This is a genomic window from Bacillus sp. ABP14, from assembly GCF_001831375.1.
Classification (GTDB): Bacteria; Bacillota; Bacilli; order Bacillales; family Bacillaceae_G; genus Bacillus_A; species Bacillus_A paranthracis.
The window spans coordinates 2,949,804-2,970,442 of the sequence record NZ_CP017016.1 but is presented as its reverse complement, the minus strand read 5'-3'; the positions used below and the strand labels follow the sequence as shown (position 1 = coordinate 2,970,442).

19 protein-coding genes, 3 pseudogenes and 1 riboswitch are annotated in these 20,639 nt (G+C 34.9%); of the genes and pseudogenes, 19 read left to right on the top strand and 3 right to left on the bottom strand.

Annotation, left to right across the window (positions count from 1 at the left end; all coding sequences use genetic code 11):
• Nucleotides 1-103: 103 nt before the first annotated feature.
• Both BGI23_RS15375 and BGI23_RS27575 read left to right on the top strand, forming a co-directional pair.
• Nucleotides 104-577, top strand: a complete 474-nt coding sequence (locus BGI23_RS15375; RefSeq protein WP_001245411.1) for a DUF1203 domain-containing protein — start codon at nt 104-106, stop codon at nt 575-577.
• A gap of 139 nt (nt 578-716) precedes the next feature.
• Nucleotides 717-896: pseudogene (locus BGI23_RS27575) on the top strand (IS4 family transposase); the annotation flags it as partial.
• A 291-nt stretch (nt 897-1,187) separates the two neighbouring features.
• Here the strand turns inward: BGI23_RS27575 and BGI23_RS15365 are convergent.
• Entirely contained in the window at nt 1,188-1,580 is a 393-nt protein-coding gene (locus BGI23_RS15365; RefSeq protein WP_070806473.1) for a VOC family protein, read from the bottom strand.
• 111 nt (nt 1,581-1,691) lie between these two features.
• Here BGI23_RS15365 and BGI23_RS15360 point away from each other — a divergent pair, with 111 nt between their 5' ends.
• Entirely contained in the window at nt 1,692-4,001 is a 2,310-nt protein-coding gene (locus tag BGI23_RS15360) for an AAA domain-containing protein (RefSeq protein ID WP_070806472.1), read from the top strand.
• Between the two features lie 75 nt (nt 4,002-4,076).
• A riboswitch (SAM riboswitch) is annotated at nt 4,077-4,178 on the top strand.
• An 88-nt stretch (nt 4,179-4,266) separates the two neighbouring features.
• Entirely contained in the window at nt 4,267-5,472 is a 1,206-nt protein-coding gene (locus tag BGI23_RS15355) for a M20 family metallopeptidase (protein WP_070806471.1), read from the top strand.
• Nucleotides 5,473-5,537: 65 nt separating this feature from the next.
• On the opposite strand, the gene BGI23_RS15350 is transcribed toward BGI23_RS15355, so the two are convergent.
• The gene (locus BGI23_RS15350) at nt 5,538-5,978 is read right to left on the bottom strand and encodes an Lrp/AsnC family transcriptional regulator (RefSeq protein WP_001178576.1); all 441 of its coding nucleotides are present in this window, start codon (nt 5,976-5,978) and stop codon (nt 5,538-5,540) included.
• Between the two features lie 167 nt (nt 5,979-6,145).
• On the opposite strand from BGI23_RS15350, the gene BGI23_RS15345 reads away from it, so the two are divergent.
• From BGI23_RS15345 to menA, 14 genes and pseudogenes are all read left to right on the top strand, one after another.
• On the top strand, nt 6,146-6,910 hold the full coding sequence (locus BGI23_RS15345; RefSeq protein ID WP_070806470.1) for an SDR family oxidoreductase: 765 nt from the start codon (nt 6,146-6,148) through the stop codon (nt 6,908-6,910).
• Between the two features lie 157 nt (nt 6,911-7,067).
• Nucleotides 7,068-7,651 (top strand): annotated as a pseudogene (locus BGI23_RS28980) (MFS transporter); the annotation flags it as partial.
• 507 nt (nt 7,652-8,158) lie between these two features.
• A complete protein-coding gene (gene hscC / locus BGI23_RS15330; protein WP_070806468.1) occupies nt 8,159-9,859 on the top strand; it encodes a molecular chaperone HscC in 1,701 nt (566 codons plus the stop codon).
• The gene (locus tag BGI23_RS15325; RefSeq protein WP_046947398.1) at nt 9,859-11,139 is read left to right on the top strand and encodes a J domain-containing protein; all 1,281 of its coding nucleotides are present in this window, start codon (nt 9,859-9,861) and stop codon (nt 11,137-11,139) included. Before hscC ends, BGI23_RS15325 begins: the two co-directional genes overlap by 1 nt.
• Nucleotides 11,140-11,151: 12 nt before the next feature.
• On the top strand, nt 11,152-11,829 hold the full coding sequence (locus BGI23_RS15320) for a DUF1266 domain-containing protein (RefSeq protein ID WP_070806467.1): 678 nt from the start codon (nt 11,152-11,154) through the stop codon (nt 11,827-11,829).
• A 447-nt stretch (nt 11,830-12,276) separates the two neighbouring features.
• On the top strand, nt 12,277-12,582 hold the full coding sequence (gene arsR / locus BGI23_RS15315; RefSeq protein WP_070806466.1) for an arsenical resistance operon transcriptional regulator ArsR: 306 nt from the start codon (nt 12,277-12,279) through the stop codon (nt 12,580-12,582).
• A 60-nt stretch (nt 12,583-12,642) separates the two neighbouring features.
• Nucleotides 12,643-13,080 (top strand): ArsI/CadI family heavy metal resistance metalloenzyme, encoded by a 438-nt coding sequence (locus BGI23_RS15310; RefSeq protein ID WP_070806465.1) that lies wholly within the window; start codon nt 12,643-12,645, stop codon nt 13,078-13,080.
• A gap of 18 nt (nt 13,081-13,098) precedes the next feature.
• Nucleotides 13,099-14,139: an ACR3 family arsenite efflux transporter gene (arsB, locus tag BGI23_RS15305; protein WP_070806464.1), complete on the top strand. Its 1,041-nt coding sequence runs from the start codon at nt 13,099-13,101 to the stop codon at nt 14,137-14,139.
• Nucleotides 14,140-14,164: 25 nt separating this feature from the next.
• Complete coding sequence (gene arsC, locus BGI23_RS15300) at nt 14,165-14,569, top strand: arsenate reductase (thioredoxin) (RefSeq protein ID WP_070806463.1); 405 nt, start codon at nt 14,165-14,167, stop codon at nt 14,567-14,569.
• A 138-nt stretch (nt 14,570-14,707) separates the two neighbouring features.
• Nucleotides 14,708-15,538: a GNAT family N-acetyltransferase gene (locus BGI23_RS15295; RefSeq protein WP_070806462.1), complete on the top strand. Its 831-nt coding sequence runs from the start codon at nt 14,708-14,710 to the stop codon at nt 15,536-15,538.
• A 56-nt stretch (nt 15,539-15,594) separates the two neighbouring features.
• Entirely contained in the window at nt 15,595-16,578 is a 984-nt protein-coding gene (locus BGI23_RS15290; RefSeq protein WP_070806461.1) for a phosphotransferase, read from the top strand.
• Nucleotides 16,579-16,633: 55 nt separating this feature from the next.
• Complete coding sequence (locus BGI23_RS15285) at nt 16,634-17,233, top strand: DJ-1/PfpI family protein (RefSeq protein ID WP_070806460.1); 600 nt, start codon at nt 16,634-16,636, stop codon at nt 17,231-17,233.
• A gap of 284 nt (nt 17,234-17,517) precedes the next feature.
• Nucleotides 17,518-18,513, top strand: a complete 996-nt coding sequence (locus tag BGI23_RS15280; RefSeq protein ID WP_070806459.1) for a CgeB family protein — start codon at nt 17,518-17,520, stop codon at nt 18,511-18,513.
• 304 nt (nt 18,514-18,817) lie between these two features.
• On the top strand, nt 18,818-19,729 hold the full coding sequence (gene menA / locus BGI23_RS15275) for a 1,4-dihydroxy-2-naphthoate polyprenyltransferase (protein ID WP_070806458.1): 912 nt from the start codon (nt 18,818-18,820) through the stop codon (nt 19,727-19,729).
• A gap of 80 nt (nt 19,730-19,809) precedes the next feature.
• On the opposite strand, the gene satA is transcribed toward menA, so the two are convergent.
• Complete coding sequence (satA, locus tag BGI23_RS15270) at nt 19,810-20,367, bottom strand: streptothricin N-acetyltransferase SatA (RefSeq protein ID WP_070806457.1); 558 nt, start codon at nt 20,365-20,367, stop codon at nt 19,810-19,812.
• Between the two features lie 97 nt (nt 20,368-20,464).
• Between satA and BGI23_RS28730 the strand changes: the two are divergent.
• Nucleotides 20,465-20,580 (top strand): annotated as a pseudogene (locus BGI23_RS28730) (polysaccharide deacetylase family protein); the annotation flags it as partial.
• Nucleotides 20,581-20,639: the final 59 nt, after the last annotated feature.

Here is a 20,639-nt window from a genome sequence, read left to right as displayed (position 1 = left end):
AATCCTCAACAAACGGGCAAGATTATTGAACAAGTTTTATGAACTTTAGTGGTAGCATCATTAGTGAAATGCTTTATAACAACTAATTAAGGAGGGGTAGAATATGAGGAATAACTTTCAAATCGTTGCGTTGCAAGAGAAGGAGTTTAATAACCTATTTCTAATGAATGAAGAAGTATTAAAAAGTATCGGAGCAGTCAAAATAATAGCAAATAAAAATCCTGGATATCCTTGCAGGATAAGTTTGAAGGATGCAGAGGTAGGAGAAGAGGTAATTTTACTGAATTACCAATATCATAGTGTTAATTCGCCTTATAAAGCAAGTGGTCCTATATTTATACGAAAGGGAGCAACTACTGCTAAGCTAGATATAAATGAAATTCCGCATATGTTACATCATAGGTATCTATCTGTACGCGGCTACAATGCTGACTCAATGATGGTAGAAGCAAGGGTTACAGAAGGTGTAAATGTAAGAGAAAATATAGATGGAATTTTTGATAATAAAGAAGTAGAATATATTCACATTCTTAACGCTAAACCAGGATGCTATAACTGCCTTGTTAATAGAGTGTGAAAAAATTAAAAATGCAAACTTCTATTATCCTATAAGGGGTACCACCAATCATTATCAAGCTAATTCAACAAAATCTCCTCTAAAATGAAAAAATACGCTATTCTTTTTGTAGAATCATAGGAAAGGATGGCGTTTTTGTATGTCTATTTCTGTATCTGATGAATTACAACTATTTGCTCAAGAGATTCAAAGTTTTTTATTTCCAAATACCTTACGGGATCTTGCTAGAGATGTTGGTTTCGTACAACGAACCAGTAAATACCAAACAAAAGATTTAGTCGCTTTATGTATATGGATGAGTCAAAATATCGCTACAACCTTACACCATTCCATTTATAAAATAGACAATACTTAATAGAATTCTTCCAACAAATAAGGCAGCTGTTTTTATATTCCAATCCTTTTTCTTGATTACATAAAGAATTGGAAATAGTATAGGTATCCCAAAAACAATAATAAAGACTGTATTTACCATTCTCTCCTCCTAACAAAATGATTATGTTTTTAAACTTGGTGAATTCTCAGGTTGGAGGTATGTTTCATTGTTACTAGTTAAAAACAAGGGCCGGAATTCCAGCTCCTTTTCTATCCCGCAAAATAAAGGTTTGCTTTATCTCTCCGTCTCAAAAAACTCAATCCATTCCCCATCAGGGCCGGCGAAGAATATGTAACGTGTTCCATCCGGTAATGTTTCGATTTCTTCTCCTAGTAAAAATGTTACGCCATGTTTCTTGAGTCTTTTGATTTCTTCTTTTAATGAATCCACTTTAAAGCAAATGTGATGTACTTTTCCTTCTGCCGGAAGGGAAGAGTTATAGCCCTCAATTAATTCGAGTATCGTCTCTTTTGATTCTTCCACACCTAAAAAAGCGAGTTTTAAGTCTGGATTCGGGTGTCCCATTCTCTTAATGAGCTGTAAGCCAACTACTTCTTCATAAAATGCGATTGATGTTTCTAAGTTTGTAACCATAAGTCCGACGTGTTCGATTCTTCTAACTGGCATGTAGATTCCTTCTTTCTGAAAATTATATACAATATATTATTGAAAATTAAGAAAATAAGCAAGATAAAAACCTTACAAATTTTAGCGTGTTATATGGTATAGTGAGAAAGTATGTTTGGGGAGAAGGAAGGAGATTATACGATGAATACACCTACTCAAACTCCTTCATTATCGGAAACGATGAAAGAGTGGCATTATGCATTAGCATATGAAATTAAACATTGGAAAACGATAGGTGGTAGTAAAATTTCTATCATGAACGGTCGTTTTTTATATACAGATTATGAAAGTACAGTATATGTATTTCAGCTTATTTCAGAAGTAAGCTTACCTGAAGGTTCACCGATTCGAATTGAGTTCGATGGTGAGGAAGCGACAGGGGAAGTATTATCTGTACATGGATTAGAAATAGAACTGAAGTTAAATGATTATATACAAGGTGAAATACGAGAAGCTGTTTTATACAGTGAACCGTGGCAACTTTTAGAGCAACTACAAGAGCGATTAAAAGATGCACGTAAAGATAAGCTAAAACGTAATCGTATAAAGCGTCTTGTTGATGGAACGAGCAGTCCGAAACATATGGAAAAGATGAAAAATCCGAAAAATGAATTGGCGTATCGCTCGTTTTATAATCCGACAACGTACGTATGGGGACCGCCTGGAACAGGGAAGTCTTACAATTTATCACGTATTATTTCGGCTCATTATCAAAAAGGAAAGTCGGTACTTGTGTTAGCTCATAGTAATGCAGCAGTGGACGTATTAATGAGTGAAGTAACAAAGCAAATTGAAAAGAAAAAGAAATGGACGCCTGGTGAAATTGTTCGTTACGGTTATAGTCAACACGAACATATACGAAATCATGAAACGTTACTTGCGTCGAAGTTAGTTGAAACGACGAACGGGTCTTGGGGTGAGGAGAGACTCTATTTAGAAGAGACACGACAAGATCTTCGTGAAAAGATTTTATCATATAAAGCGACATCTGCTGATAAGAAGCGTATACAAGAGATTGAAAGTGACCTTCGAAAGCAAAAGGCAAAAATTAAAGAAGTAGAAAAAGAATACATTGAAAATGCGAAAGTGATTGGTGCGACTTTATCGAAATGTGCTATTGATTCACTTATTTATGAGCGTACATTTGATTTAGTTGTCGTAGATGAAGTGAGTATGGCGTTTGTTCCGCAAATTGCATTAGCTGCTTCACTTGGAAAACGTATCGTCGTTTGTGGTGACTTTTTACAGTTACCTCCAATTGCGATGGCAAATCATGAACTCGTTCGAAAATGGCTTGGCGAAGATATGTTTTACCATGCTGGGATTGTTGAGTCTGTTAATAAATCAGAAGCACATCCGAACCTGTTTATGCTGCAGGAACAAAGACGTATGCATGCGGATATATCTAAGTTTACAAACTCATTTATTTATAAAAATAGAGTTTATGACCATCCGTCTGTTTCAGAACGTAAAGAACTTGCGCAATTGCAGCCGTTCGCAAATGAAGCAAGTGTTTTATTTGATACGAGCCAAATGGGAGCTTTTTCGTTAAAAGACGCTGCTTCAGGATCTCGTTTTAACATTATGTCTGGTTTAGTAGCAATGCAAATGATGTTAATCGGACTGTTAGATGGTGTGCAATCCATTGGTGTTGTGACGCCTTACAGAGCGCAGTCTCGCTTTTTATCAACGTGTATTAGAGAAATGTTGCAGAGAACGAAATATCAAAACATACCTGTTTTAGCAGCGACAGTTCATAAGTTCCAAGGATCTGAAAGAGATATGATGATTTTTGATACAGTAGATAGTTATCCGCAAGAACGACCTGGCGTTTTATTCTTTGACCATAAAAACCATCGTCTCGTCAACGTTGCTGTGACAAGGGCGAGAGGGAAGTTCATTCAATTATCAGATTGTCATTATATGCGAAAAAACCTTTCTAGAAAACAAGCGTTGTCACAATTAACGGCTCATATAGAACGCCACGGAGATGTGTATGATCGCACGACATCAAGACAATTGTGGGAACGGAAAATATCGAAACGATTACGCTGGTTTATGGAAATGAATCTTGAGGAAACGAAAGGGCTATTAAAAGATATTTTAGCAGCAAAACGAAAAATCATTATTTCGCTTCCAAGTACAAAACAAGTAGATAAACGAGTATGGCAAGCGTTAATGCGTACAAATGCGCAAATAACGGTGTATAGTGATGGACCAGTTCCACTGAAAAATGTAAAGTTACAAAGACAAAATAAAGCATTCCCGTTCCTAGTAATCGATGATGAAATCTTTTGGGCAGGCGCACCCCTTACATCTCAAATGATGTTTGAAGGTAGTACAGAATTTCCGTACGTATGTGCAAGACTGCAAGCACCAGAAACCATTGGTGTATTAAAAGGATTTTTAGATATTCGGTAAATTCGGATAGGAATTCCTTGACTTTTATTTGAAATGAACTTAGAATGAATGTAATTTGATATAATTTTATGAAAATTCTTATCACGAGAGGTGGAGGGACTGGCCCTATGATACCTCGGCAGCGGATTCGTTATGAATACTGTGCCAATTCCAGCAAGGTAACTTGAAAGATAAGAAAGAAGCTCATTTTGACTGTATATACAGAAGCCTCTTTCTATCTTTTAGAAAGAGGCTTTTTTACGTGAAAATAAAAGGAGGAAGAAAAATGGAAGCGACAGGAGTAGCGTCACAAAGAAAAACAATTGAAGAGAGTATCGAAAGAAATAAGGAAAAGTACATAGAAACAAGTCATGATATTCATGCGAATCCGGAGATTGGTAACCAAGAGTTTTATGCATCTAGAACGTTAAGTTTATTACTAGGTAGTGCAGGATTTCAGTTGCAGCACAATATAGCTGGACATGAAACGGGATTTATCGCGCGAAAAAGTTCAGGAAAACAAGGACCAGCAATCGCATTTTTAGCGGAGTACGACGCTTTACCAGGACTAGGCCATGCGTGTGGTCACAATTTAATCGGCACCATTAGCGTTGCGGCAGCGATCGCATTATCAGAAACGCTTGAAGAAATTGGCGGGGAAGTTGTCGTATTCGGAACACCAGCTGAAGAAGGAGGACCGAACGGTAGCGCAAAATCGAGTTATGTAAAGGCAGGCTTATTTAAAAATATTGATGCGGCGCTTATGATTCATCCGAGCGGAAAGACAGCAACAACGAGTCCTTCACTAGCAGTCGATCCACTTGATTTTCATTTTTACGGAAAAACAGCTCATGCTGCAGCTTCACCTGAAGAAGGAATTAACGCATTAGATGCGGTGATTCAGCTGTACAACAGTATTAACGCACTTCGTCAACAACTTCCGTCAGATGTGAAAATTCATGGCGTTATTACAGAAGGCGGAAAAGCACCTAACATTATTCCTGACTACGCCGCAGCAAGATTCTTCATCCGTGCAGCGACGCGAAAAAGATGTGCGAAAGTAACAGAAAAAGTAAAAAACATTGCACAGGGAGCAGCGTTAGCAACAGGAACAAAAGTAAAAATCCATCAATTCCAAAATGAAATCGATGAACTACTCGTAACAAAAACATTTAATGAAGTCGTAGCCGAAGAACTAGAATTACAAGGTGAAGACGTAAATCGTAAAGAAAGATTTGGTATTGGTTCAACCGATGCAGGAAACGTTAGCCAAGTCATACCGACAATCCACCCGTACATTAAAATCGGCCCAGATGATTTAATTGCACATACGAATGAATTTAGAGAAGCAGCACGTTCAGAATTAGGAGACAAAGCTCTAATTACATCAGCAAAAGCACTAGCAAATACCGCGTATCGATTAATTACGGAAGAAGGGTTGTTAGAGAAGGTGAAGGAGGAGTTTAGAGAGGCGCAGAGAAATCAGGGGTAGGTGGTTAAAGGGAGTGGATAAGCCACTCCTTTTTCTTTTTTGGAAAGCTGGTGCCGATCACTTTATTAGAACGACAATTTCTCCTCAAACTCACTCTTTAAAACAATTAAAGGAGATGATAATCCGAATTGCATTAAAGAGTCTAAAAATGCAGCGAGGGAATCCATCGAATCGCTCATGACCTTCATCATATAATTAAACTCCCCACTAATTCGATATAAATCTGTTACTTCAGGAACGGCATTACAATATTGGATAAAATCAGTGCATTGGCTCGTTTTAAACATGATGAATGCTTGAATGTTTTTATTAATTTTGGAAGGCTCAAATTTCGTTCGGTAAGCCGCTATAACGCCTTGATCCTCAAGTTTATTCATACGCTCCTTTACAGCCGGTTGCGTCATGGATATAATTCGTCCTATTTCTGAAACAGAAATTCTCGCATTTTCATACAACAAGTTCATTATTTTATGGTCGATTTCATCTAGTTTTACTGCATTTTGCATTGTACAGCCTCCTTATTTTATTTTTTAAAGTGAATCACAAACTATAACTATAATATCATAAGTGAACGAGTTGAATTACCTATAAATCTATATTTAAAAATATTGCTGTTTGAATAAAAATATAAGTATAGGTTTTATTAAACAGAAATTTAGGAAGGATGGAAAAAATGAAGAATCTTGATGGAAAAGTAGCGTTAGTAACAGGGGCGAGTCGCGGAATTGGTCGTGCGATTGCGATGAGATTGGCAAACGACGGTGCATTAGTGGCAATTCACTACAGTCGAAATAAAGCAGCTGCAGATGAAACGATTAGTGAGATTGAATCCAATGGAGGAAAAGCGTTCTTAATTGAAGCAGACTTCAATTCCATTGATGGTGTTAAAAAGCTAGTAGAACAATTAAAGAATGAATTACAAATAAGAGTTGGTACATTAGAGATTGATATTTTAGTAAACAATGCAGGGATAGGTACACAAGGGACGATTGAAAATACGACAGAAGAAATTTTTGATGAAATTATGTCCGTAAATATTAAGGCGCCGTTCTTCTTAATTCAGCAAACATTACCGTTACTACGAGCAGAAGGGCGCGTTATTAACATTTCATCAGCTGAAGTACGACTTGGTTTTACAGGGTCCATTGCATACGGCTTAAGTAAAGGTGCATTAAATACGATGACACTGCCTCTAGCTAAACATCTTGGAGAAAGAGGTATAACAGTGAATACAATTATGCCTGGATATACGAAGACAGATATCAATGCGAAATTGCTAGATAATCCAGAAATACGAAATTTTGCTACGAATTCATCTGTGTTCGGTCGAATCGGGCAAGTTGAAGATATTGCGGACGCAGTAGCATTTCTTGCTTCTGCTGATAGCCGCTGGGTAACGGGGCAAATTATAGATGTTTCTGGTGGGTTTTGTTTATAGAAGGAAAACAGCTTATGAACATCAAGCGACTGAATTGAGATATCCCCAAAAATAGATTCTTATAAATAACTAGGAAATTTATTGTAATCAAAGTTTAGATTCCTATATTAATTTGTAAAATAAATTCACTTTATGTTATTATTTTTTCTTTGGACTGATAGTTGCGGGAGTTTTGATTATGACAGCTTTTATGCAACTCGATCTTTACCTTGCACTATATGTAAAAGAATTTGTACCAACACAATCTCTTTTCTCATGGAATACTGGTTCATTCTCTTTGAGTAATACTCAAATTTTCGGATGGATGATGGGATTGAATGGAATCTTATTTGCTTTATGTTCTTTACCTATTGCAAAATACTTTGAGAATTGGAGCGATCGAAATGTTTTACTTGTCTCTAATGTTTTGGAACAGGTATGTTTTTAATAGAGCTAACGACGAATATATGGCTATTGTTTGGCTTTATGGCAATATTAACAATTGGCGAATTGATTCGTTCGCCAGTTGTACATAGTTTTGTCAGTAAATATGCACCTGAAAATGCTAGAGGACAATATATGGCAGCATCTAATTTACAATTCACCATCGGGCACTTTATTGCACCTATTATGATTGTATTTTCTACACGGTTATCTCCAAGCGTTGTGTTCGGAATTATACTACTTTGTGCCCTTGTTAGTGCAGTTTTCTATGTGAAAATATTTCGTATGATTTCAAACACAACTATGCATAATGAATGATGAATTAGTAAAGAAGCTTGTAAATCAATAATAAGCTAATAAAATACTATTTAAAAACGCTATTTTTTTCCGTTGAATCATAGGAGAGAATAGCGTTTTTCTATGTGTAATTTTGTAGAAGTGATAAAGTTCAGGATGGAATTATTTCAGGAAGGGGATTTAACGTACACATTGCTTTTAGAGTGTACCTTATATGTTTATTTGTAAATGAAATTTGAGCGAGTAGCGGTTACCCTCGCTTTTTATGAGAACAGAACGGGAGGAAGGTTAAGGAATTAATTGGGAATAAAATTACATTTTGGGTCAAACTAAAAAATTTTGATGATTGATAGTTTTAAACGATCTTATTATAAAATGAACATCGTTTTTATAATTTAACATATTATTTCAATTAACTACGTTAAAATAGGTTTTTTATATTATGAAAGTTTAGTATTATTAGTTTCTTACATACTTTTCCTATTTATAATGGTATAGTAAAATATAGTAAAAAGAGAGGGGATTAGTATGGCGATAATTGGAATTGATTTAGGGACAACTAATAGTTTAGTAGCAACATGGTCGGAAGATGGTGCAACACTTATTCCAAATGTTTTAGGTGAATTTCTCACACCATCGGTAGTTAGCGTTGATGAAACGGGGGAAATTTTAGTTGGGCGTATTGCGAAAGAGCGACTAATTACTCATCCACAACTAACAGCAGCAACTTTTAAACGTTTTATAGGAACAGAGAAAAAATATGAGCTGGGTACATATACTTTTTCATCTGAAGAGTTATCATCTTTTGTTATTAAATCTTTAAAACAAGACGCAGAAGCGTATTTAAATGAAGAGGTTACCGGTGCTGTAATTAGTGTCCCTGCTTATTTCAATGATACGCAGAGAAAGTCAACGAAACGTGCAGCGGAAATAGCAGGATTAACAGTAGAACGCCTCATTAGTGAACCGACAGCTGCGGCAATTGCTTATGGCTTATACCAAGAACAATCAGAAACAAAATTTCTCGTATTTGATTTAGGTGGAGGAACTTTTGATGTTTCCATTTTGGAATTGTTTGAAGGGATAATGGATGTAAAATCTATTGCGGGTGATAATTATCTTGGTGGTGAAGATTTCACGAAAAGTTTAATGACCTTCTTCTTAGAATCCCATCAACTGGATCCAGAGTCACTTGATTCAAAAACATTATCATTAATTTATACACAAGCAGAACGCTGTAAGCTTGCTTTGTGTAATGAGTCAACTGCAACTATGAATGTTGTGATTCATAATCAAACATATGAAACAAGTATAAATAGGGGTGAATTCGAAAAGATTGTAACGCCGCTACTGTTACGTCTTCGTTATCCGATTGAACGTGCTCTTCGTGATGCTTCGTTAAACCCGAATGATTTAGACGCTGTCATTTTAATTGGTGGAGCGACTCGAATGCCTCTTGTGAAATCTGTTATTTCTAAAATGTTTGGGCGTATGCCTTATGCAAATATAAATCCAGATGAAACAGTTGCTTTAGGTGCTGCAATTCAAGTTGCCTTAAAAGAACGAAATAAGGCTTTAGAAGAAGTGATTTTAACCGATGTCTGTCCATATTCTTTAGGAACAAGTGTTGTTCAAGAATTTGGAGATGGTAAGTCAGAGTCTGGGTACTTCTTCCCTATTATAGAGAGAAATACACCAATTCCTGTAAGTAAGGTGGAGCGACTCTATACAGTAAAGGATAAACAACAATTTATAACTATTGATGTATATCAAGGGGAAAACCGTAAGGTAGTAAATAATTTAAAACTGGGCGAGCTCAAAATTAAGATTCCTCCTGCTCCTGCTGGAAATGAGTCGGTTGATATTCGTTATACATACGACATTAATGGCATTCTTGAAGTTGAGGTAATAAGTACATCAACTGGAGAAAAGAAAAGAACGATCATCCAGCAAAACGCTGGAAATCTTACAGATGCAGAAATAGAAGAGAGACTTTTAGAGTTAAGACATATTAAAATTCATCCGAGAGATAGAGAAGAAAATCGACTTCTTCTTGCAAAGTGCGAAAGGCTTTATGAAGAGTCACTTGGTGATGAACGCAAAAAGATTTCTATATTACTGCAACAATTTGAGAGCGTGCTTACAACGCAAAATGATAAAAAGATTAAAGAAGCTTCCAGTATATTAAAAGAACATATTGAAAGTATGGAAAGGTGGGCAAATCGCTAATGAGTATTTGGAATACATTGGAGATTGAACCTACTGACAATATTTCAGTCATTAAAAAAGCTTATGCAAAACTCCTGAAAATACATCATCCAGAAGATGATCCAGAAGGATATCAAAAATTAAGAGAAGCGTTTGACGAGGCAGTGAAAAGTGCGAAAAATATGAAAGATAAGCCGTCGATTCAAATAGATGATATGAATGCCCTTGATAGGGAACATGTATTTTCTCCATGGACTGACAGTGATGCGGAAATTGCTACTACTACAATTACTGAGCATCCAGTCTATACATTCATGGAAAGTGTTGAGACGCTTTATGATAATTTCTTTGCACGGATAGAGCAGGGGAATTGGGAGGAAATATTGCGTTCAGATGTGATATGGGATGTTCAATATGCAGCAGCACTACAAGATCAGTTAATTGAATTTTTCTTATATCATTATCACTTCCCACATTCGATTTGGGAATTAATCGATCAAGTATTTCGATTCAGCGAGCAAAGAAATGATTTAGTAAATGAATATGGAGAAAATACAATTCAATTTTTATTAGAAAGAATTAGCGGCGAAAAAGAAATGCGTTATGATATCTTTGAAAAAACTGCTGATTTAGATTTTGAGTTGTATTTCTATATACGAGAAGAAATACAAAGGAAACTGATAGCGAATGAATTAGAAGATGTAAAAGAAGAACTGGATCGTGCGTTTGCAATGTATCAAAGGGACCCTGAATTATTACGTATGCAAGGTATTTATTATTTACGTATAGACAATAAGGAGAAAGCATTACAAGCATTTAGCAATATTCTGTTGATTGATAAAGACGACCCAGATGCATTATTATATCGTGCCCGTATTCAGCATAATCTTGGGCAATTTCACGATGCTATCAAAGATTGTGAACATCTTCTTTCTGTCTACCCAGAGCATATGGATGCGATGTTCATGATGACAAAATGCTTAGAAAAAGCGGGAGAAATAGAGAAAGCTGAAAAAATAGTGCAGGATGCTTTTCAAATAGATAGGAACCATGTTGAGTTTCTATCATATTTCAATTCGTTTTTGGCACAAAGCGGAAAGAAACCAAATAAACCAGGGGTTACAATGGCTTATGTATTTGGTTGGATATTGATGTATAGTGGCATGTTTTTAAGACGTACTTGGGTGTATATTTTATTTTTTATTCTTGCTATTATTACGCGATTACCTTTCAAATATATCCTTCTTCTTCCAGTTGTTTGGGAAGCGTGGAAGTTTTATAGACTGAAAATCAAAATGTAAGGAGGAGCTTAGGTGTTCGTTTCAAGAAAGAAAAAACAGGTAAAACAATATTTACGAAGCATGTCTACTATATGTATGGGTACTTATTTTCTTATTCATTATTTTACAAAATATGAATTTACATTTATAAGAGACCGTATACTTGGGAAAAAGTTTTTGAAGAAACAATTACAAAGATTTGATAGTAACGAACCAGCACAATTGAAAGAAATGATTGAGTGGTTATTAACAGAAGGATCACGCCAAGAATTTCAAACGATGTACAATCAATTAACCCCTCTTTCAGAAGCACAGCGAAAGCTATTACTTCCAAGACAATCAAACGATGAAAAAATGTACGTTGTGAATTACTCATTGCACATGTTACCTGATGCTGGGATTGCTGCATTTGATTATGCATGGTGTATTTGTTTAAGTCGAATTGGTAAAAGATTAGGTTATTTATCTAAAAAAGAAGCGGAACATTATATGATACAAGCGGCAAAACTTGCTCAAAACTCCTATTCAGATTGGCATGAGTACTTTCTTGCTTTTCATATCGGTAGTCACTTTAATAAATTGGACATAGAGTTCATAAGCAAAGATAAATACAATATTTTTTACACACTCGGTATGTTTAGAGTTAAAGATTCTTATGTGCATACAATTGCATGGAAAAATGACCTCCTTACAGATATGAGGGAAGGATAATGTTTGAGAGGAAAGCCTTACAATTGGACTGTATGATATTAAGATTGATGATAAATACTACTTCACCAGATGAAGAAGTAGTAATATGGTCGTTTGAAAATCTAAATGTAGTTCCATAACAGTGTTTTATGTTAAAGCAATAGAGAAATGACAAGGTGTTTCAAAGAGTCTTCGGTTAGAGTTGATACTTCTTATTTCGTATAAAAATAGTACGTTATCCTATTTACGAGAACCATAGTAAGGATAACGTACTATTTTTTCTGTTATGTAATTATATTAAAATGTAATGATGTGTTTGTAAGAGACTACAGATGTATTCTCTATAAGATGTGAAAGAAGAGGAGGTTATATTAATCGAAAAAAATTGATGTATTAGTTGCATAAAGAACTCAACAGCCTATATACTATAAATATCAAAAAAAATTGATGAAGGGAGAGTGAACTACAGTGGCGCAAAATTTCCATCTTTATGAGAAAAAATTCAAAGCATTAGCGGATCAAAAGCGTTTAGAAATCATGTATGAACTTTGTCAGCGAGGCCAAACGTGTGTATGTGATTTAACAGAGATTTTTGAAATGACACAATCTAAGTTGTCCTATCATTTAAAGATTTTATTAGATGCAGGTTTGATTGTAAAAGAAACAAAAGGTACGTGGAGTTATTATGATTTAAATGATGCGGAAGTGAATAATTTATTATCAGAAGAATTGTGCTGTATCTTTAGAAAAACAGGGAAAGGTAGTTGCTGTTAAAATTTTGAGTTATTAATCAAAAAAAATTGATTAATGATATGTAAAGAGGAGGAATAAGGTATGAGATATGTTCACGTCGGTATAAACGTTACGAATTTAGAGAAGTCTATTGAATTTTATGAAAAAGTATTTGGTGTATCACCAGTTAAAGTGAAAACGGATTATGCAAAATTTTTATTAGAGACGCCAGGACTTAATTTGACGCTGAACGTACGAGATGAAGTGAAGGGAAATCAGGTAAATCATTTCGGTTTCCAAGTGGATACAGCTGAAGAAATTACATTACATAAAGAAAGATTAGAAAAAGAAGGTTTCTTTGCGCGTGATGAAATGGATACGACTTGTTGCTATGCAGTACAAGATAAGTTTTGGATAACAGACCCTGATGGGAATGAGTGGGAATTCTTTTATACGAAAGCACATAGTGATGTTCACAAAATTGAAGAGTCATCATGTTGCACGACTGCAAATGAGGTAGCTAAAAATTCTTGTTGTTAATAGGAGATGGAAAATAAAATGAAACGCTTATCCTTTCTAGACCGATATTTAACACTATGGATTTTTCTAGCGATGGCTGTTGGGATTGGTTTAGGGTTTGTATTCCCTAGTGTAGTAGACAGACTGAATACATTACAAGTTGGAACGACGTCTATTCCACTTGCTGTTGGTTTAATTGTCATGATGTATCCACCATTAGCAAAAGTTCGCTATGAGGAAATGGGCCGAGTATTTAAAGATGTAAAAGTGTTAGTTCTATCTTTAGTACAAAACTGGATTATTGGTCCGGTACTTATGTTTGTGTTAGCAATTATTTTTCTTTCTGATAAACCAGAATACATGGTTGGTCTCATTATGATTGGATTAGCACGTTGCATTGCAATGGTAATTGTTTGGAACGATCTTGCTGATGGTGATAAAGAGTATGCGGCCGGTTTAGTCGCTTTTAATTCGGTATTCCAAATGCTCTTTTTCTCGGTTTATGCATACGTATTTGTAACAGTCATTCCAGAATGGTTAGGGATTGAAGGGGCTATTGTCGATATTACAATGATAGAAGTAGCGAAATCAGTATGTATCTATTTAGGAATTCCTTTTATAGCAGGTATGTTGACACGCTTTGTACTCGTTAAGTTAAAAGGAAGACAGTGGTATGAAAAGGTGTTTATACCGAAGATTAGTCCACTTACACTACTTGCATTGCTATTTACAATTATCGTTATGTTCTCTTTAAAAGGAGAGATGATTGTTAGCGTGCCATTAGATGTAGTAAGAATAGCGATTCCGTTATTAATCTATTTTATTGTAATGTTTTTTGTTTCTTTCTTTATGGGAAGAAAAATTGGTGCAAACTATCCGGTAACAACAACGTTAGCATTTACAGCAGGTAGTAATAACTTTGAATTAGCGATTGCTGTAGCAGTTGGTGTGTTTGGTATTCATTCAGGCGCAGCATTTGCAGCTGTGATCGGTCCTTTAGTTGAAGTCCCTGTCATGATTGCACTTGTAAACGTCGCTTTTTGGTTTAAGCGTAAATATTTTCATGACCAACCAGTATAATTTAAAAACAAAGGCGGAAAACAACATGGAAAATAAAAAGACAATCTATTTCTTATGTACAGGAAATTCATGCAGAAGCCAAATGGCAGAAGCATGGGGGAAACAATATTTAGGGGATAAGTGGAATGTGTATTCTGCGGGAATCGAAGCACATGGAGTGAATCCAAACGCAATTAAAGCAATGAACGAAGTAAATATCGACATAACAAATCAAACATCAGATATAATTGATGCAAATATTTTAAATCGTGCTGATTTAGTCGTTACGCTTTGTAGTCATGCGGATTCTGTTTGTCCTTCGACACCTCCGCATGTGAAGCGTGTTCACTGGGGATTTGATGATCCAGCAGGAAAAGAATGGTCTGAATTTCAACGTGTTCGTGATGAAATTGGTGAACGTATAAAACGATTTTCTGAAACAGGTGAGTAAATAAAGGAAAGGGTCAATCTTCTATTTTATAGGGATTGGCTCTTTTTTATTGATTTAAAACAACTATGAAAACGAATAGAGAATATTCTGTCATGATGGTAAAGTTAGAATAGAGCAGTTTCAGGGGGGGGATAACATATGATTTCTGAGTTAAACATGAATGATTTTTATAAATGTAACGGTTTAGTAAATGGAAAAGGGCAATTAGAAGTGAAGGCTGTAATTGCAGGGGTGAATCCTGGTCGTATATTTGTAGATAACATCTATTCTCCTAAATCAGGACTTATTTGGTTAGGGAATAACGATGGCTTCTTTTTTATAGGAAGTGCAGAAAATGAAAAGTTTAATAATGAAATGAATCGTTTTATTGATAATGTGATAGAACCTGAGGCGAGAAAGGCTGGACTAAATTGCTTTGAAGCAATTGGTAATCATTCAAAGTGGAATAAAACAATCGAAAAAATATTTCAATATCGTAAATTAAAGAGTTGGAATCAAAGAGTGTATACGCTAAAGGAAGAGGATTATGAGGGGAATCATGAACCTAAAATTGAACAAGGGTATACAGTGATAAAAATGAGTAAAGCTCTCTATGAAAATCAAGGGAATGTATTGAAGAATATTGAGTTTTTACAATCAAAAATTTTAGAGTTTTGGTCCTCACCTGATGAATTTTTTAACGAGGGAATAGGCTATTGCATAGTTTTTGAAAACATGATTGTAAGTGTTTGTTTTTCGGGGTTCGTCTTTGACAATATACATTGCATAGATATTGAAACGATAGAAAATCACCAAGGGAGAAAATTAGCTCAAACGATAGCTCATAGTTTCGTAAAAGGATGTTTGGAGAATAATATTATTCCATATTGGGACTGCATGGAAATAAATAAGCCTTCTGTGGCCGTTGTAGAAAATGTAGGTTTTACAAATTTGTTTAATTATGTAGGTTATTATTTTCCTTTTGAGTAAATGAAGTGTATGTTAAAAAACTATCATCGAGGGTTTTCACATGAAAGGAAAATAGTATGGAACAAATAATAAAAAACATATTAATAAACTACTTTAAAGAAATTCATTCACTAATAGTCGAAGAAGAATTACATAAGAACAGTTGGCATACAGATTTGCATTATAAAATCATCGTAAATGGAAATCGATATTCCGCACGGTTTATAAATAGCCATCGAACAAGCAATCCGGCCTTTGGGACGTTATCAAATGAACAATTGAAAGAGCAAGTACGGTTTACGTATTATGTACGCGAACGTGGAATTCCTTTTATGCAGATAAACAAGAATAGGGCAGGAGAGCCATTTACACTTGTCGCGTGGGATTATGAACAATACAGATTTGTATTGTCTAATTGGATTGAGGGAGAACATATTACACATTTTACAGAAAATATTGCAAAAGCCTTTGGAAAGGAAGCAAGAAAGATTCATGATATTTCTTGCGCATTTCAAAGCTCGATTTTTCAAAAGAAATCTCATTTAGATGGGTATACCCAGTTTATTCATATGCTAGAAACTAAGGCAAGCACATGTGGAGAATTACGAGAGTATATAGATCTCGCTACATATCATATAGAGTGCGCATATACGAGTGAATTAAAGTTTATCGTACAGACAGATTTAAATCCTTTGAATGTTTTATGGGACTCAAGTCAAAAGGTAAAAGGAATTGTAGATGTTGAATCGATTGGCTATGTTGATCGTATTGAAGGACTAGCCTTTTTACTAAAGTGGTATTCTCGCACAGAAGGAATACAATCACATGAAGTAAGTCCAAGTGTTGCTAGTGCATTTTTAGAAGGGTATAAGGCTCATAATATTGTAACATCAAATGATTACAAAAGACTTTCTTCGTTACTATGGCTATCCGGTAGTTTGAATTGGAATTTTGTGAAGAAAGCGCTAAGTGTATTAAGTGATGAGAGGGAATTAGAAGAACATTTGGAAGTTTATAGAGTAAGAGGAGAAAGGCTATCTTCATTGTTAATTTGTACATAACATGCATTCTCCTAATTTGCGATTCACATAAGAAGCGATATGAGGTGTTCTAAAAATGAAAATACAAATTGTATTGTTTGATGGATTTGGGGAGCTCGTCTCCTTTGCACCTTTTGAAGTACTGAAAAGAGCGATAGAAGAAGGGGCTCCGTTTACAGTTGAATTCGTTTCAAGTGAACCAAAACAAGAAGTTACTACTTCGTTTGGAGTGACGGTGAAACTACATGATTTTTTACGCATGGATAATCGTCCAGATTTGTTAATTGTACCTGGTGGTGGCTGGAATCATAAAGCTGAACATGGGGTACGAAAGCAAGCAGAGCTTGGTACTTTAACCAAAATGATTAGAGAGATGAACAATGAAGGAACGATTGTTGCTGGAGTTTGTACAGGAGGTATGCTACTAGCTGCATCCGGTATATTGAACGGTCAAAAGGCAACAATGCATCATTTGGCGCAGGGTGAAATGAGTGAATATGGAGCAGAACTTCTTCCTTATAGAATTGTAGATCAAGGGAATGTTATTACTGCAAGAGGAGTTACTTCAGGACTTGATTTAGCTCTTTGGATTACGGAAAAGTTCGCAAGTCCTAAAATTGCAGCTGCTGTTGAATATAGAATGGAATACGAGCGGCGGGGAGTTGTTTGGAAATAATTTGATCTTAACCATGTTTTTATACTCTATAGCGTATTAGATATTGTAAAAGAGAAAGAGCCAATTCATACGAGCAGGCTCTTTTTTTATGTATTCATTCTCTATGTTTAATAATTGGGCTGAATATAACCTAACTTTATTCCCTTTCGTGACAGCTTCTAAAATGAGGGGAGTTCAACATAATGGACATAAACGTTGCTTATACATGTAAAGGAAGATGTTATGAAAAATAAAGACTGCTAATTTTCGTGCGCTTTGATTATGTAGAAATAGGGGGAAATGACATGAAGGGCAATACTCCTAAGAAAATTTTATTTATTCAATCGGGAATTCCTTTTTATTATCCAATGATCGAAGCAGCAATTTTGAATAGTTTACAAAAGGTAAACAGCGATACTATTATGGTGAGTCCAGAAAAAGCTATAAAAACCGCGTTAAAAATGAAACCAGATTTTATTTTGGTACTAAGCGGTTTAAGTGAAGAATTTTATCATATTATACCATTCTTAAAAAAGGCAGGATTTACTACTGGGCTTTGGCTGACAGATGATCCTTATTATACGGATATAACACAAAATTTTGTCCCGTATTATGACTACATATTTACGCAAGATTTAAATTGTATCAAGTTTTATAGAGGATTAGGATGTAACAATGTATTTCATCTCCCGTTAGCAGCAAATCAAGAGGTATTTAAACCTTCTCTTAAAGAAGATACATATAAGTATGATCTTAGTTTTATAGGCACAGCATTTGAAAATAGAATTAACTTTGTTGATTCTATTTCAGAATATTTAGCAGAAAAAAACACAAAAATTGTGGGGTTCGGTTGGGAGAAGTTAAAGAATTATGAAAGGTTAAAGGATAAAATACAACTCTTGCCACTTGCGAAGTATGAAGATGCGTTACAATTTTATGTATCTACTAAAATCAATATAAATTTGCATCGTTCACTAATTGATCAGGAATTGAATTGTAATTCTGCAAATATTCAAGCGTATTCAGTAAATAATAGGACGTTTGAAATTAATGCTGTAGGTTCTTTTCAGTTAACTGATATACGCCCAGATGTAGCAAAACATTACATACCAGGTGTTGAAATAGAAACTTTTAATAGCGCATCGGAGTTTATAGAAAAAGCGGAGTATTATTTGGAACATGTACAAGAAAGAAAACGTATAGCAAAAAATGGGCTGGATAGGACCTTGAAACACCACACATATGATAAACGAATCATACAATTATTAAACTATATTAATTTGAGGGGCGTGAAGATGTAGTCTAGCCATCAACTTACATGAAATAGCATCGATTATACTTGAAGATAAGCGTTTAATGCATTGGGATAGACCAGAAGAGATTGCTGAAGATGTTTTAAATTGGTTGCTATAAAAAGGTCCGTTGTTCGAATGTGAGCAACGGACTTTTTTGAAAAACTGAATTCAAGAGTGATAAGAAGGACAAGCAAGAGCATTACAGTTCTATCACCAATTCATTTTTTGGTATAATGGATGCGTGGCAGAAAACAGATAGAAAGATACTGCTAGTAATTTATACTTAAATGTAGGGAGATTGAACAGAGTTATGGGGACAGAAAAAGAAATTAGTTCCGCTAAATTAATATGGAAGATGACGCGCCCGCATACGTTAACGGCGACGTTTTCTCCTGTAATTTTAGGAACAGTGGCATCACTTTATGTTGCCAAAATTGATTGGCTTTTATTTATTGCGATGATGGTTGCATGTTTAGCATTGCAAATAGCGACGAACTTATTTAATGAGTACTATGATTTCAAACGTGGATTAGATACAGCTGATTCTGTTGGAATTGGTGGCGGAATTGTCCGTCATGGATTGAAACCAAAAAACGTGTTAACAGTTGCACTTTTATTGTATGTAGTAGCAGCAATTATTGGAGTTTATATTTGTATGAATAGCAGCTGGTGGTTAGTCGTCATCGGTTTAATTGGAATGGCAGTTGGGTATTTATACACAGGTGGTCCATTACCAATTGCGTACACTCCATTTGGAGAATTAGTTTCTGGATTGTTAATGGGGACATGTTTTGTACTTATTGCTTTCTTTATTCAAACGAATACGATAACGACTGAAAGTGTATTGATTTCCATTCCAATTGGAATTTTAGTCGGTGCAATTAACATGTCAAATAACATCCGAGATATCGAAGAAGATATTAAAGGTGGAAGAAAGACATTAGTAATCCTCCTTGGGAGAGAAAAAGCAATAGTAACACTAGCTGTAGCCTTTTTCATTGCTTATTTATGGATCGCGGTAATTGTATTAATGGGTTATATAAGCCCTTGGGCATTAGTTATGTTCCTAGGTTTGAGAAAACCAATCTCTGCCGTTCAAAGTTTCCGAAGAGGGGCAAAAGATCCCGGGTATATGCGCATCGCCATGAAATCAACAGCGATGACAAATACGATTTTCGGCTTCTTATTATCAGCAGGATTACTAATAAGTTACTTGTTTTAAATAAAAACCCCCAGTTTCTCAATTTTAATTTAGAGAGATTGGGGGTTTTATTTTGACTTTGCTTCATGTTAAAAACAGTTTCATTTGAAATGAAAATACCAATACATTGCAACTTCATCATTTGTCATATCCAAACCTTTATAAATAAGAAAATCAAATCCACCAATTACAAATCCACATTTTTCATAAAATTTACATGCTGCGATATTATTATTTTGCGTCTCAAGCATAATACCGGACATATTGCCTTCTTTTGCCCACTGCTTTGCTTGATCAATTAACCGCTTGCCAACTCCGAGTGTACGATATTTTTTATCGACTGTTATATCTTCTATGTAAGCATAGTGATTCCAATTCTTTTTCAATACTATGAATCCAATGATTTGGTTATGTAACAGTGCTATGTAAATTACTTGATTCTGTTTATTTATATAGTCATTGTAAGCAAGTTCTTCATTATCATATTGATTTTGTAAATAACTTTTTTCATAACTTGGAACGTCTTCTACTGTATATTCTATGCGTCTATTTACTTTGGAAAGAGAAAGAATTAACCGAGCATTCACTATAAAACTATCATCAATTTCCGGGAAATTGCCTACATCGTTTTTTTCTAACTTTCTAATTAAAAGGTTCATCGTGATACCTCCAAATCATATTGTTTTTTCTGGTTCTTTATGTAATTCAAATTCATTCCAATTACAAAATTATAATAGAATTTCAATAGTAAGGCTATCATTACAAGCTCTTCCTGAAAGTATTAAATTTTATAAAGAGCAAGGGTATGGATTTGGAATATACAGTGATGAGGGTCATTTTCGTTAAACTTCCAGAAAAATCAATGTCTATAGTATAAGCCTATTTCTTTAAAAAAGTGTTTTTATTACTAAATCAATAACTAAGACAAAAG

What these genes read in the sequence shown, in the direction of transcription:
- BGI23_RS15375 (WP_001245411.1), top strand. Translation starts at nt 104, where the DNA reads ATGAGGAATAACTTTCAAATCGTTGCGTTGCAAGAGAAGGAGTTTAAT.
- BGI23_RS15365 (WP_070806473.1), bottom strand. Translation starts at nt 1,580, where the DNA reads ATGCCAGTTAGAAGAATCGAACACGTCGGACTTATGGTTACAAACTTA.
- BGI23_RS15360 (WP_070806472.1), top strand. Translation starts at nt 1,692, where the DNA reads ATGTTTGGGGAGAAGGAAGGAGATTATACGATGAATACACCTACTCAA.
- BGI23_RS15355 (WP_070806471.1), top strand. Translation starts at nt 4,267, where the DNA reads ATGGAAGCGACAGGAGTAGCGTCACAAAGAAAAACAATTGAAGAGAGT.
- BGI23_RS15350 (WP_001178576.1), bottom strand. Translation starts at nt 5,978, where the DNA reads ATGCAAAATGCAGTAAAACTAGATGAAATCGACCATAAAATAATGAAC.
- BGI23_RS15345 (WP_070806470.1), top strand. Translation starts at nt 6,146, where the DNA reads ATGAAGAATCTTGATGGAAAAGTAGCGTTAGTAACAGGGGCGAGTCGC.
- hscC (WP_070806468.1), top strand. Translation starts at nt 8,159, where the DNA reads ATGGCGATAATTGGAATTGATTTAGGGACAACTAATAGTTTAGTAGCA.
- BGI23_RS15325 (WP_046947398.1), top strand. Translation starts at nt 9,859, where the DNA reads ATGAGTATTTGGAATACATTGGAGATTGAACCTACTGACAATATTTCA.
- BGI23_RS15310 (WP_070806465.1), top strand. Translation starts at nt 12,643, where the DNA reads ATGAGATATGTTCACGTCGGTATAAACGTTACGAATTTAGAGAAGTCT.
- arsB (WP_070806464.1), top strand. Translation starts at nt 13,099, where the DNA reads ATGAAACGCTTATCCTTTCTAGACCGATATTTAACACTATGGATTTTT.
- arsC (WP_070806463.1), top strand. Translation starts at nt 14,165, where the DNA reads ATGGAAAATAAAAAGACAATCTATTTCTTATGTACAGGAAATTCATGC.
- BGI23_RS15295 (WP_070806462.1), top strand. Translation starts at nt 14,708, where the DNA reads ATGATTTCTGAGTTAAACATGAATGATTTTTATAAATGTAACGGTTTA.
- BGI23_RS15290 (WP_070806461.1), top strand. Translation starts at nt 15,595, where the DNA reads ATGGAACAAATAATAAAAAACATATTAATAAACTACTTTAAAGAAATT.
- BGI23_RS15285 (WP_070806460.1), top strand. Translation starts at nt 16,634, where the DNA reads ATGAAAATACAAATTGTATTGTTTGATGGATTTGGGGAGCTCGTCTCC.
- BGI23_RS15280 (WP_070806459.1), top strand. Translation starts at nt 17,518, where the DNA reads ATGAAGGGCAATACTCCTAAGAAAATTTTATTTATTCAATCGGGAATT.
- menA (WP_070806458.1), top strand. Translation starts at nt 18,818, where the DNA reads ATGGGGACAGAAAAAGAAATTAGTTCCGCTAAATTAATATGGAAGATG.
- satA (WP_070806457.1), bottom strand. Translation starts at nt 20,367, where the DNA reads ATGAACCTTTTAATTAGAAAGTTAGAAAAAAACGATGTAGGCAATTTC.